Source organism: Qipengyuania aurantiaca (genome assembly GCF_019711375.1).
In the GTDB taxonomy this organism is placed as follows: domain Bacteria; phylum Pseudomonadota; class Alphaproteobacteria; order Sphingomonadales; family Sphingomonadaceae; genus Qipengyuania; species Qipengyuania aurantiaca.
In genome coordinates this window covers 2,111,055-2,123,597 of sequence record NZ_CP081295.1, presented here as the reverse complement: position 1 = coordinate 2,123,597, position 12,543 = coordinate 2,111,055, and the positions used below count along the sequence as shown (strand labels likewise).

10 protein-coding genes and 1 tRNA gene are annotated in these 12,543 nt (G+C 64.4%); 6 read left to right on the top strand and 5 right to left on the bottom strand.

Translation table 11 applies throughout. The features are described from left to right. Positions 1–94: 94 nt before the first annotated feature. From K3148_RS10300 to K3148_RS10290, 3 genes are read left to right on the top strand one after another with little or no spacing between them, the layout of a single operon-like run. Positions 95–1,651 carry an amidohydrolase family protein gene (locus K3148_RS10300; protein ID WP_221424722.1) on the top strand — a complete coding sequence of 519 codons (1,557 nt, stop codon included), beginning with the start codon at positions 95–97 and terminating at the stop codon, positions 1,649–1,651. Between the two features lie 42 nt (positions 1,652–1,693). Further along, positions 1,694–3,502, top strand: a complete 1,809-nt coding sequence (locus K3148_RS10295; RefSeq protein ID WP_221424721.1) for an ABC-F family ATP-binding cassette domain-containing protein — start codon at positions 1,694–1,696, stop codon at positions 3,500–3,502. Next, positions 3,499–4,077, top strand: coding sequence for a uracil-DNA glycosylase family protein (locus K3148_RS10290; protein WP_247711545.1), 579 nt, complete (start codon positions 3,499–3,501; stop codon positions 4,075–4,077). The genes K3148_RS10295 and K3148_RS10290 overlap by 4 nt, the downstream gene beginning before the upstream one ends. Before the next feature lie 4 nt (positions 4,078–4,081). Here K3148_RS10290 and K3148_RS10285 read toward each other — a convergent pair whose 3' ends face one another. Together K3148_RS10285 and K3148_RS10280 are read right to left on the bottom strand one after the other, a co-directional pair. Then, positions 4,082–4,594 carry an SRPBCC family protein gene (locus tag K3148_RS10285; RefSeq protein WP_221424720.1) on the bottom strand — a complete coding sequence of 171 codons (513 nt, stop codon included), beginning with the start codon at positions 4,592–4,594 and terminating at the stop codon, positions 4,082–4,084. Positions 4,595–4,738: 144 nt separating this feature from the next. Continuing rightward, a complete protein-coding gene (locus K3148_RS10280) occupies positions 4,739–5,212 on the bottom strand; it encodes a DUF6456 domain-containing protein (RefSeq protein WP_221424719.1) in 474 nt (157 codons plus the stop codon). 93 nt (positions 5,213–5,305) lie between these two features. Between K3148_RS10280 and K3148_RS10275 the strand changes: the two genes are divergently transcribed. Next, positions 5,306–5,878 (top strand): helix-turn-helix transcriptional regulator, encoded by a 573-nt coding sequence (locus K3148_RS10275; RefSeq protein ID WP_221424718.1) that lies wholly within the window; start codon positions 5,306–5,308, stop codon positions 5,876–5,878. 19 nt (positions 5,879–5,897) lie between these two features. Here K3148_RS10275 and secF read toward each other — a convergent pair whose 3' ends face one another. From secF to yajC, 3 genes are read right to left on the bottom strand one after another with little or no spacing between them, the layout of a single operon-like run. Further along, the gene (gene secF / locus K3148_RS10270; protein WP_221424717.1) at positions 5,898–6,875 is read right to left on the bottom strand and encodes a protein translocase subunit SecF; all 978 of its coding nucleotides are present in this window, start codon (positions 6,873–6,875) and stop codon (positions 5,898–5,900) included. 13 nt (positions 6,876–6,888) lie between these two features. Further along, on the bottom strand, positions 6,889–8,487 hold the full coding sequence (gene secD / locus K3148_RS10265; RefSeq protein WP_221424716.1) for a protein translocase subunit SecD: 1,599 nt from the start codon (positions 8,485–8,487) through the stop codon (positions 6,889–6,891). 30 nt (positions 8,488–8,517) lie between these two features. Then, positions 8,518–8,841: a preprotein translocase subunit YajC gene (gene yajC / locus K3148_RS10260; protein WP_221424715.1), complete on the bottom strand. Its 324-nt coding sequence runs from the start codon at positions 8,839–8,841 to the stop codon at positions 8,518–8,520. 204 nt (positions 8,842–9,045) lie between these two features. On the opposite strand from yajC, the gene K3148_RS10255 reads away from it, so the two are divergent. Together K3148_RS10255 and K3148_RS10250 are read left to right on the top strand one after the other, a co-directional pair. Continuing rightward, a tRNA-Pro gene (locus K3148_RS10255) sits at positions 9,046–9,122 on the top strand. A 138-nt stretch (positions 9,123–9,260) separates the two neighbouring features. Further along, a complete protein-coding gene (locus K3148_RS10250) occupies positions 9,261–12,527 on the top strand; it encodes a VPS10 domain-containing protein (RefSeq protein WP_221424714.1) in 3,267 nt (1,088 codons plus the stop codon). Positions 12,528–12,543: the final 16 nt, after the last annotated feature.

Below are 12,543 nucleotides of genomic sequence, written 5' to 3'. Positions count from 1 at the left end.
GGTTTACGCGCGGCTGAACGCAGAGGTTCCGCAAAAGCCTTTGCGCGCAGGGTTTTGCACGTTAGCGATGCTCGGGAGAGGGAAACCAGCCGCCATGAAACTTTTGAAAATCCTGAGTGCAGCTTTTGCTGTCCTAGTCGCGACGCCGCTTGCCGCGCAGATGCAGCCCGTCCCCGACCGCACCGAGGGCGAGGGCCCCTACCCTACGCTGATCGTTTCGGGCGCGACGATGGTCGAAGGCTCCGGCGCGCCGCCGATGGGGCCGGTCGATATCGTGATCGAGGGCGATCGCATCGCCGCAATCCATGGCGGCGCGGCTCCCGATGCGGTGCGCGCAGGCGCTGCACGGATCATCGACGCCAAGGGCATGACGGTAATGCCCGGCTTCGTCGACACGCATGGCCACAACGGCGATCCCTCCAAGGCGGGGCAGCCCTCCTATGGCTACAAGCTATGGCTCGCCCATGGGGTGACGAGCGTGCGCGGCGTGTCCTTCTACTGGGGGCCGGGCCAGCCGGACCTGTCCGACACACAGCGCAGCGCCGCCAACACGATCACCGCCCCGCGCCTGTTTCCCTATGCCGCTTTCGGCGACAAGTGGGACCGCGGCCCGATTACGACCGAAGCGGAGGCGCGCGAATGGGTGCGCTGGGCGAAGGCGCAAGGCTTCTGGGGCATCAAGTTCTTCAACAGCCTCGAACCGGCGCTGCTCAAAGCCGCGCTCGACGAGGCGGAGAAGCAGCAGATGGGCAGCGTCGCCCACCTCGCCCAACCGGGCGTCCAAAGGGTCAACGCGGCGAAGGCGGTCGAGCTCGGCATGGACGGCGTCACCCATTTCTACGGCCATTTCGAAAGCCTGCTGGATGAGGCCGCGCTGCCGACCTACCCGCAGGGCTACAATTATTACGACGAGCAATCGCGCTTCGCCTGGGTCGCACGGCTGGCCGACCAGGTGGTGGAGCCGGGCAGCGAGGAATGGGACGCCTATATCGACCACCTCGTCGACAGCGGCGTGACGCTGAGCCCCACCTTCAACATCTATTCCGCTAGCCGCGACGTGATGGCAGCGAAGAACCGCGACTGGCACGAACGGTACAGTCTGCCGAGCCTCATGGACTTCTATGCCCCAAGCGCGACCAATCACGGCAGCTATTACAAGGACTGGTCGACCGAAGACGAAGTCGCCTGGCGCAAGTTCTACCGATACTGGTTCGATCTGACGAAAGAATTCCACCGCCGCGGCGGGCGCGTCACGGCGGGCAGCGATCCGGGCTATATCTACCAGACCTGGGGCTTCGCCTATATCGGCGAGCTGGAAATGCTGCGCGAAGCCGGCCTCGAGCCGCTCGAGGTCATCCGCGCCGCCACCGTGGCCGGGGCCGAGGAAATCTACCAGGCGCGCGGGCAAACCCCGCCAATGGGGACCATCCAGGTCGGCAAGCTGGCCGATCTCGTGATCGTGCCGGGCAATCCGCTCGACAATCTGAAGCTGCTCTATGGCACCGGCCATACCAAGCTGAATTACGAGACCGGCGCCATCGAGCAGGTCGGCGGCGTGCGCTGGACCATCAAGGACGGCATTGTCTACGACGCGCCCGCCTTGCTGGAAGACGTCGCGCGCATGGTGGAGGCGCAGAAAGCGGCGCGCTAACCGCTTGCGGGATGCTCCAAGCGCGACTACCTCGCGCGGCCTATGGCACAGCCCCCCATCCTCAGCCTCGAAGGCATGGCCCTGCAGCAGGGCGGCAAGTGGCTGTTCGGCGGCCCCGACCACGCGCCGCTCGACCTGCACATCGGCCCGCGCGACCGCCTCGCGCTGATCGGCCGCAATGGCGTAGGCAAGACCACCCTCTTCCGTATGATCGACGGACGTATCGAAACCGACGCAGGCACCCGCAAGGTCAAGCCGCACGCCAAGATCGTGCTGCTCGAACAGGACCCGGACCTGACCAGTCACGCCACGCTGATGGACTGGGCGCTCGATGGGGAACACGCCCCGCAGGAATTCGAGGTCGAAGCGATCGCCGGCCAGCTCGGCATCGACATGAGCCGCGAGACCAAGGGAGCGAGCGGGGGCGAAAAGCGCCGCGCCGCCATCGCCCGAGCGCTGGCGCAGGAGCCCGACCTCCTGCTGATGGACGAGCCGACCAACCACCTCGACCTCGGCGCGATCGACTGGCTCGAAGGCTGGCTGGAGCGCTACAAGGGCGCCTTCGTCGTCATCAGCCATGACCGGACATTCCTGAAACGCCTGACCCGCGCAACCATCTGGCTCGACCGCGGGGACCTGCGCCGCAAGGAAGTAGGCTTCGGCGGCTACGAGGCGTGGGAAGAACAGGTCTATGCCGAGGAAGCCCGCGCGGCGGAAAAGCTCGACGCGAAGCTGAAGATCGAGGCGCATTGGCTCGAACGCGGTGTGACCGCGCGGCGCAAGCGCAACCAGGGACGGCTCGAAAAGCTGTGGCAGATGCGCGCGCAGCGGGCCTCGATGATTTCGGCAGGAGGCACCGCCAAGCTGAAGCTGGCTACCGAGGAAGACTTCAAGTCCAAGTCGGTCATCGTCGCGGACAAGATCACCAAGGCCTACGGTGACCGCACGATCATCAAGCCCTTCTCCCTGCGCATCCAGCGCGGCGACCGGATCGGTATCGTCGGCGCGAACGGCGCGGGCAAGACGACCTTGCTGAAGATGCTCACCGGCGAGCTCGAGCCCGACAGCGGCACGGTGGAGATCGCCAAGACGCTCACCGGCGTGATGATCGACCAGCAGCGCCAGCTCCTCACCGCCGACAAGACGGTGCGGCAGGTGCTGGCCGAAGGTGGCGACTGGATCGACGTGCGCGGCAACCGTAAGCACGTGCAGGGCTATCTGAAAGAGTTCCTTTTCGATCCGAAGATCGTGGATATGCGCGTGGGCGTTCTGTCGGGTGGCGAGCGGAGCCGCCTGCTTCTGGCGCGCGAGTTTGCCAAGGCCTCCAACCTCCTCGTGCTGGACGAGCCGACCAACGATCTCGATCTCGAAACGCTCGACCTGCTGCAGGAAGTGATCGCCGATTACGAAGGCACCGTCCTCATCGTCAGCCACGACCGCGATTTCCTGGACCGCACGGTGACCATTACGCTCGGCCTTGATGGAACAGGCAAGGTCGATGTGGTCGCGGGCGGTTACGAGGACTGGCAGGCCAAGCGTCAGGCCCCCGTCACCAGCAAGGCGAAGGCCGGCAAGGCCGAGGAAAAGCCCGCGCCCCCTCCCCCGCCGCCGCCCAAACCGACCAAACTCTCCTACAAAGACCAGCGCGACTACGAGCTGCTGCCCGCGCGTATCGAGGAACTGGAAGCGGCCATCGCGCGCGGCGAGCAAATCCTTGCCGACCCGGACCTCTACACTTCCGACCCACAGCGTTTTGCCAATGTCTCCAAGGGCATCGAGAACGCGCGCGCCGAGAAGGAGGCTGCCGAGGAACGCTGGCTGGACCTGGCCGAACAGGTCGAGGCGCTTTGAGCGCACAAGCTCTCAAACGCGAAATCCGGTCCTGCACCCTGTGCGCCGAGCAGTTGCCGCTCGGCCCCAAGCCCATCGTCCAGTTCAGCCCGACCAGCCGCGTGGTGGTGATCGGGCAGGCACCGGGGCGCATCACCCACGAAAGCGGCTTCGCTTTCGACGATAAATCGGGATACCGGCTCGCCGAATGGCTCGGTGTCAGCTTCGATACGCTGCACGACCCGGCCCTGTTCGCCATCGTCTCGATGGGCTTCTGCTACCCGGGCAAGGCGAGCGGAGGCGACAAACCGCCCCGCCCGGAATGCGCGCCAACCTGGCACGAGCGCATCTGGACCAAGCTCCCCGAAGACCGCCTCACCTTGCTGGTCGGCACCTACGCCCAGCGCGCCTATCTGCCCGACACGAAAGGCTGGAGCATGCGCGAGCGCGTCGGCAACTACCGCGAATTCCTGCCGGCATTCTTCCCGCTCCCGCATCCCTCGTGGAGAAGCACGCTCTTCATGCGCGACAATCGCTGGTTTGGGAATGACGTGATTCCAGCCCTGCGCGAACGCGTCAGAAGTCTTATCGGGTGACGAATTATCCCGCCTGCTGACGCTCGAATTCGCGCACGTCCTCGATGCCTCCTTCAGCGTGGACCTTCATCTTGGCCATCGAATTTTGCAGCGACATCGTGAGGAGATCGAGTTCACGATCGTACTCCTGCATGGTCAGGCCGGGCCGCAACTCGGCCTTCATCGTCATTACGACGATGCAGCCGCCATCTTCGTTCGTTTCGATCTGATAGGATTCCTCGCTCCGCATCAGATTACCCACGCCCTCGGGCATCACAGTGGAATAGGCGTAATGCACCGGCCGCTCGCATTTTTCGACGGTGATCGGAAAGTGGAGATCGGGCATGAAACTCATGACCAGCACGAAATTGCCATCGCCTGTCTGGCGCACTTCGTGGCCCAATTCGCGTTTCGCATTGGCTGGATCGGAAAAATCGACCAGTTCGAAGAACCGCTCCGGCGTGGCGTCGACCGGTACGACCGCAGTCAATTCGACAGGCTCCTGGGGCGCCATCTTCTTCTTGAACAATCCGAACATCCCGCAATCTCCCGCCGTTGCGATCTCAACGATGCACATCGTCTTCCAAATGTCGAATTGGTCAAGCCCCCTCGTCAGCCAAGACCTGATCCGGTCCCACAGCACGGACCACGTGTAACGCGGATCAGGCACAAGTAGCCTGCGTCACCTGATCCGGTAGAAATCGGCCACCCGGTCGAGTGCCAGCTTCAGCACCAGCTTGCCGCTGCGGGCGGGCCAGCCCAGCCCCTTCTCGGCCTCGGGCAGCCCTTCACAAGCGCAAGCGACCCGCCAGAGGATGTCTTTCAGTCCGCTGCCCGCCTCGGCCATGGCGCCGTCGAACCGGGCCTTGGCCGCTATCTGGCGTTCCGATGGCGTCAAGCCGTCGCCACCGCCTCCGTCGACTCGCACCGGGTCCCAGTTCATGGTGATGGAGGGCGCCAACTGCGCGCGCTCGTAATCCGCGCGGAGGCGCTCGCCCGCGTCGAACTGCCGATCGTCGAGATGGCCGCGCGCGTGGAGCCATGTCAGCGGGCTCTCCGCAAGATTGACCGTAACGGTTCTTCTCTTTCCCCGCGCCGAACCGGTACGCTTCGGTCCGACTTCGGTCAGTTCGCGTTCGACCAGTTCCCTGCGCATCGCTCGTCTCCTCCTTGGCAGGAGAGGGCCTTGCAATTTGTCGGTTAGTGTAGGAAAGCTCTTTTTACCACTTTGGTTATTCAGGGAAATGCCGTGATCAACCGCATCCGCGACATTCGCAAGCAGAAGGGCATGACCCTCGCCGATCTGGCCGACGCCTGCGATCCGCCCACCACGCCGCAGACGGTCGGGCGGTTGGAAACGGGAATGCGCAACCTCTCGCTCAAATGGATGGAGCGGATTGGCGCTGCCCTTGGGGTCGAACCGGAGATGCTGGTCCGCTCCGAGAAAGCGGGCCACCCGCAGGTGGTCGCCACGCTCGGCCAGGCGGGCCCCGAGGCCCTGCCCTCCACGCGTGATGCGATCCTTGCCACCGATCTTGGCGGCGACGGCGCGCTGGTGGTGCTCACCATCGATTACCCGCATGGCGAATACCGCCCGGGCGACCAGCTATGGCTGCGCCAGCTACCGCCGGAAGAGGCCGCGCGCGCGGTCAATCGCGATGTGCTGGTGCCGAAAAAGGGCGGACGTTTCGCCTTCGGCCGGTTGATCGACCGGCAGGGCAATCTCGTCGGCCTGCTGCCACCGGGCCATGGCGAGAAACAGCAGGTCGTCGATAATCCGGCGTGGATCGGCGTTGCGGAGATGCTGGTCCGCCGCCTCTAAAAGCGGCGGACGCGCTTTATCAGACTTCGCCGCGCAGCTTCTTTTCCTGGCGGTCGGCGACCGTTTCTTCCGGGATGAAGCTGTTCGAGGTCACGCCCATCCACACCAGCAGCGGCGCGGCCATGTAGATGGAGCTGTAGGTACCCACAAAGATTCCCAGCGTGATCGCGGCGGTCAGACCGAAGAGGCTAGCCGGACCGAACAGCAGCAGCGGGATCAGCGCCACGAGCAGCGTCAGCGAGGTCATCACCGTACGCGCCAGCGTCTCGTTGACCGAAAGGTCGAGCAGTTCGGGCAGCGGCATCTTGCGATACTTCTTCAGGTTCTCGCGGATACGGTCGTAGACGACGATCGTATCGTTCAGCGAGTAGCCGATGATCGCCAGGATGGCGGCGATGATCTGGAGGCTGAATTCGAGCTGGAACAGGCTGAACATACCCAGCGTCAGCGACACGTCGTGGAACAATGCGAAGAGACCTCCCACGCCGAACTGCCATTCGAAGCGGATCCAGATGTAGAGCGCAACGCCCAGCATGGCGAGGACGAGCGCGAAGACCGCATCCTCCCGGAATTCGCCGGAGACCTTGCCCGACACGTTGTCGTTCCCGTCGAGGCGGAAGTCGGGATACTTGCCCTGCAATTCCTGCACCACCGCGTTGGCGGCAGCCTGCGCGGCCTCGTTATCGGCCGAGACTTCGTCGGGCAGGCGCACGCGGATGGAGACCTGGTTGTCCTCGCCGAAGCGCTGAACGACCGGCGAGCCATAGCCCAAGCCTTCGATGTCGGAACGCAGCTCCGAGACCGGCGCTTCCGAACGCTCGGTAAAGGTCGCGCGGACCTCAAGGCCACCGGCGAAATCAACGCCGTAGTTGAGGCCCTTGGTCATCACCAGTGCCCAGCTCGCCGCGATCAGCAGCAGGCTGACCACGAAGAAGGGCACGCGCCACTTGAGGAACTTGATGTTGGTGTCGTCGGGGACGAGCTTGAGAAGTTTCATGGGTCCGTCCTCCTTAAATGTTCAGGTCCGAAGGCCGCGCTTTGCGCAGCCAGCCCGCCACCCACATCCGGGTCAGCGGTACGGCGGTAAAGACCGAGGTGAACAGGCCCACCACCAGCACGACCGCAAAGCCCTTGATCGGGCCGGAGCCGAACTGGAACAGCAGCACACCGGCGATGAAGTTGGTGATGTTGGCGTCGTAAATGGCGCGGCTCGCTTCCTTGTAGCCGTTCTCGACCGCCGCCATCACGCGCCGTCCGCGCTTGCGTTCTTCGCGGATACGCTCGTTGATGAGCACGTTGGCGTCGACCGCCGCACCGATGGTCAGCACGAAGCCCGCAATACCCGGCAGCGTCAGCGTCGCACCCAGCATCGCCATGATGCCGAGCAGCATCATCACGTTGATGACCAGCGCCACGGTGGAATAGATACCGAAGCGGCCATAGGTGACGATCATCAGCACCATGACCAGTAGCGTGCCGATACCCATGGCGAGCAGGCCCTGCTTGATCGAATCGGCGCCAAGGTCCGGCCCGACGGTGCGTTCTTCGACGACGGCAAGGTCGACCGGCAGCGCGCCCGAACGCAGCTGGATTGCGAGCTCGTTGGCGCTTTCGGTCGTGAAGCTGCCGCTGATCTGCGACTGGCCGTTGACGATCGGCTCGCGCATGACGGGGGCCGAGATCACTTCGCCATCGAGGATGATGGCGAACTGGCGACCGGTGTATTTGGTCGTCATAGTCCTGAAGCGGGTTCCGCCTTCGGGATTGAAGGTGATCGAAACGACCGGCTCGTTGGTCTGGCTGTCGAAAGTCTGGATCGCGCCGGTCAGCGTCTCGCCGTCGATCCCGCCAAGGCGTTGAACGACGACGCCGGTACCCTGATAGGTGTCGGTGTCGGCATAGGGATAGACCTCGCCGCCCGGAACGAAGCCGCGCTGGACTTCCTCGGCCGAGGCATCGCGTTCGACGAGCTTGAATTCGAGCTTGGCGGTCTTGCCGAGCAGGGCCTTGAGCGCGTCGGGATCCTGCAGGCCGGGGACCTGCACCACGATGCGGGTGTCACCCTGGCGCAGGATGGTCGGCTCGCGCGTGCCCAATTCGTCGACACGGATACCGATGGTGCGCAGCGCGCCCTCCATGGCGGCGTCCACGGCGTTGTCGAGACCCGCCTCGGTCGGCGTGAGGACAAAGCGCTGGCCGTCGACGACCTGCAGATCCCATTCACGCACCGGACCGGTGCCCGCCATGAGATCCTCGATCTCGCCGCGCGCACGGTCGATGTCGGCTGCATCGTCGAGCAGGAAGCTCAATTCACCACCATCGGTCGACACGTCGCCGATGCGGATGCGTTGCGGTTCGGCACGGCGCAGGGCGTTGCGCACACCTTCTTCCATGTCTTCCAGCCGCTTGGCCGCGACCTGGCTGCGCTCCGCTTCAAGAAGAATGTGGCTGCCGCCGGCAAGGTCCAGACCCAGATTGACCGTGGGGTCGGGAAGCTGGTCGGGCCAGTCGTTATTGGTCAGCGAGGCGATCGAGGGCAGCGCTGCGAGCGCGCCCATTATCGCGACAGCCCAGAGCATGACCTTTTTCCAGGTCGGGAATTCCAGCATGGCGGCGGCCTATCCTTCTTGTGGGGGCGCTCAGTCGTTGGCCGGCTTGGCCGGTTTCGCGTTCAGCACTTCGCCGATGGTGTGCTTGACCGCGCGGACTTTCATCCCCTTGGCCAGTTCCAGCTCGACGAACTGCTCTTCCACCTTGGTGATCTTGCCGACGAGGCCGCCTGCGGTGACCACCTCATCGCCGCGCTTGAGGCCGGCGACCTTTTCCTGGTGCGCCTTCTGCTGGCGCATCTGCGGGCGGATCATCAGGAACCAGAAAACGGCGAAGATCGCGATCCAGGGGAGGATCTGCAGCCAGACCGGCGGCTCTGCGGCAGGGCTGGCAGCGGCGAGAATCGTGAGCATGGAATGAAAGCCTGTCGTTGGTAAAACGTGTCTGTCGGAAGCGAGTTGGGCGCTTGTAGCGAGGCCTTCAAGACCCCCTCGTCGCCCTCCCCTCGATTTCGGGCTGCGCGGTTAGCAGCAATGCGATGCACTGGCAATGAATTGGGCAAGACAGGCGCTTGCCATGTGGAAATACCGCGCCTATAGGGCCGCCTCCACTGGTTTCGGGATGTAGCGCAGCCTGGTAGCGCACCATACTGGGGGTGTGGGGGTCGCTGGTTCGAATCCAGTCATCCCGACCAGTGGTTTTCCCCCTTCTCATCCGCACGATACCGCGTTCGACCAACGGCGACCCTGCGCCGACGGACGCGTTGCGAATTCCCTTTCCAAGCGTGCCATAATCGCTACCCTGCCGGGCACTTCTACCCAGGGGGGATTGGATGCACAGCTTCACGCGCGGCCTCGTCGGCTGCTTTCTCGCTCTCGTTCTGGGCGGCACCGCCGTCGCGCAATCGGACAAGGACGACAGCTCGCAAGGCGCGCTTTCGGCCAAGACCTTCGACGCCTTCAAGCTGCGCAACATCGGGCCCGCCTTCATGTCGGGCCGCATCGCCGACATAGTCATCGTGCCGGAGGATCCCGCCACCTGGTATGTCGCCGTGGGTTCGGGCGGCGTCTGGAAAACGGAGAACGCCGGGACCACCTGGAAATCCATCTTCGACGGCCAGGGCGCCTATTCCATCGGCACCGTCGCGCTCGATCCCAGCGATCCGGGCCGCGTCTGGGTCGGTACGGGCGAGAACAACGGCGGGCGCCACATCGGCTTTGGCGACGGCATCTACCGTTCGGACGATGGCGGCCAGACCTGGCAGAACATGGGCCTGAAAAAGTCCGAGCATATCTCGCGCATCATCGTGCATCCCGAAGATCCCGACACCGTCTGGGTGGCCTCGCAGGGGCCGCTGTGGTCGCCGGGCGGCGAACGCGGCGTCTATAAGACGACCGACGGCGGCAAGACCTGGGAGAACGTGCTGGCCTCGGGCCCCTACACCGGCGCAACCGACCTCCTCATCGATCCGCGCAACCCTGACCGTCTCTATGCCGCCCTGTGGCAGCATCATCGCACGGTCGCCGCCTATATCGGCGCCGGCCCCGAAAGCGGGCTGTGGCGCAGCGAGGATGGCGGCGAGAGCTGGACCCAGATGAAGACCGGTCTTCCGCAGGGCAATCTCGGCAAGATCGGCCTCGCCATTTCGCCGATGCAGCCCGACGTGGTCTATGCCGCGATCGAGCTCGACCAGCGCGAAGGCGGCGTGTGGCGTACGGCCAATCGCGGCGGCAGCTGGACCAAGATGTCGGACGCGGTGAGCGGCGGCACCGGGCCGCACTATTATCAGGAACTCTACGCGAGCCCCCACTTCTTCGACCGCATCTACCTCGTCTCCAACACCAGCCAGATCTCGAACGATGGCGGCAAGACCTGGAGCGATCTCAACAACAACACCAAGCACGTGGACGATCACGCCATCGCCTTCCGTCCCGACGATCCCGACTATATCGTCTTCGGTTCGGACGGCGGCATCTACGAAAGCTACGATCACACCGCCACCTGGCGCTTCATCGACAACCTGCCGATCACCCAATTCTACAAGGTCGCGGTGGACGATGCAGAGCCGTTCTACACCGTCTATGGCGGGACGCAGGACAACAATTCGCAGGGCGGGCCGTCGCGCACCGCCAACGTCAACGGCATCCGCAACGCCGACTGGTTCGTGACGCTGGGCGGCGATGGGCACCAGTCCGCAGTCGAGCCGGGCAATCCCGACATCATGTATGCCCAGTGGCAGCAGGGGAACCTCACCCGTGTCGACCGGCTGACCGGCGAGAACGTCTATATCCAGCCCAAGGCGCGCCCCGGCGAGCCCATCGAGCGGTGGAACTGGGATGCCCCGATCCTCGTCAGCCAGCACCAGCCCACCCGCCTCTATTTCGCCTCGCAGCGCGTCTGGCGCTCGGACGACCGGGGCGACAGCTGGACGCCGATTTCGGGCGATCTCACCCGTGACGAGAACCGCCTGCGCTTGCCCGTTCAGGGCCGCCAGTGGAGCTTCGAGGCGGGCTGGGACTTGCTCGCCATGTCGCAATACAACACGATCACCTCGCTGGGCGAATCCCCGCTCGATCCCAACGTGCTCTACGCCGGAACCGACGACGGGCTGATCCAGTACAGCAAGGATGGCGGCGCCAGCTGGCGCAAGGTAGAGGTCGGCTCGCTGCCGGGCGTACCCGCCAACGCCTTCGTCAACGACATCCGTGCCGATCTGTTCGACGTGAACACCGTTTATGTGGCGCTCGATAACCACAAGTATGGCGACTACAAACCCTATCTCCTCAAGAGCACCGACGGCGGGCGCAGCTGGCGTTCGATCGCCGGCAATCTTGCCGACCGTCACCTTGTCTGGCGTGTGGTGCAGGATCACGAGAATCCGAACCTGCTCTTCTCCGCGACCGAATTCGGGCTGTTCTTCACGCTCGACGGCGGGCGCAAGTGGACCAAGCTAACGGGCGATGCGCCGACGATCTCCTTCCGCGATGTCACCATCCAGCGCCGCGAGGACGACCTTGTCGGCGCCAGCTTCGGCCGCGGCTTCTTCATCGTCGACGACATCTCGCCGCTGCGCCAGCTGACCGCGCAGAGCCTCCAGCAGGACGCGCTGCTCTTCGCGGGCCGCGATGCCTGGTGGTACATGGAGGAGCGCCCGCTCGGCGGCGACGGCAAGGCATGGCAGGGCGATGGCTATTTTACCGCACCCAACCCGCCCTTCGGCGCGAATTTCACCTATTACCTCAAGGACGACCTGCCCACCCGCGCCGGCACCCGCAAGGACGCGGAAAAGCCGCTGATCAAGGACGGCGGCAACACGCCGCTGCCCGATTTCGGCTCACTCACCGCCGAATTGCAGGAGCTGGAGCCGGGCATCTGGCTGACCGTGCGCGACAGCGATGGCAATGTCGTGCGCCGCCTGCAGGGTCCGGGCAAGAAGGGCTTCCACCGGGTGAACTGGGACCTGCGCTATCCCAACAATATCAGCCTCTCCTTCGGCAATCCGACCGGCTTCATGGCGCCTCCGGGCGAATACACCGTGTCGCTCTCGCAGCGTATCGACGGACGCACGACCGAACTGGTGGGGCCGCAGAGCTTCACGGTGAAGCCCATGCGCACCGAACGCGCGCTGCCGAACCAGCCGGATACCGCCGATTTCTGGGAAGACATCTCGCGCTTCTCGCGCTCGGTCATCGCGGCGGATCACACGGTCGACAATCTCGGCAAGCGTGTCGAGCAGCTCGGCGTGGCAGCGCAGAACGCACGGTCGGGCAATCCGGCCGAACTCGAAGCCGACTGGCTTGCGATCCGCAACGAATACCTCGCATTGGACGCGATGGTTCACGGCGATGCGGCGCGCAACAAGCTCAACGAACGGCGCGAGGCGACCTTCCTCGACCGCCTGCAGATGGTCATGTGGACGGTCTCGGGCACAAGCTACGGCCCGACGCAGACCCAGCGCGACGAGCTGGCCTATGCTAGGGCCGATTTCGAGGCGTTCCGCTCGCGTGTGAAGGTGCTGGTCGAACAGACCATCCCTGCCTTCGAACGCAAGCTGATCGCCGCCGACGCGCCCTGGGTGCCCGGCAGCGTCATTCCGTGATGTTGCGGTAAGGGTC

What these genes read in the sequence shown, in the direction of transcription:
- K3148_RS10300 (WP_221424722.1), top strand. Translation starts at nt 95, where the DNA reads ATGAAACTTTTGAAAATCCTGAGTGCAGCTTTTGCTGTCCTAGTCGCG.
- K3148_RS10295 (WP_221424721.1), top strand. Translation starts at nt 1,694, where the DNA reads ATGGCACAGCCCCCCATCCTCAGCCTCGAAGGCATGGCCCTGCAGCAG.
- K3148_RS10285 (WP_221424720.1), bottom strand. Translation starts at nt 4,594, where the DNA reads ATGTTCGGATTGTTCAAGAAGAAGATGGCGCCCCAGGAGCCTGTCGAA.
- K3148_RS10280 (WP_221424719.1), bottom strand. Translation starts at nt 5,212, where the DNA reads ATGCGCAGGGAACTGGTCGAACGCGAACTGACCGAAGTCGGACCGAAG.
- secF (WP_221424717.1), bottom strand. Translation starts at nt 6,875, where the DNA reads ATGAAACTTCTCAAGCTCGTCCCCGACGACACCAACATCAAGTTCCTC.
- secD (WP_221424716.1), bottom strand. Translation starts at nt 8,487, where the DNA reads ATGCTGGAATTCCCGACCTGGAAAAAGGTCATGCTCTGGGCTGTCGCG.
- yajC (WP_221424715.1), bottom strand. Translation starts at nt 8,841, where the DNA reads ATGCTCACGATTCTCGCCGCTGCCAGCCCTGCCGCAGAGCCGCCGGTC.
- K3148_RS10250 (WP_221424714.1), top strand. Translation starts at nt 9,261, where the DNA reads ATGCACAGCTTCACGCGCGGCCTCGTCGGCTGCTTTCTCGCTCTCGTT.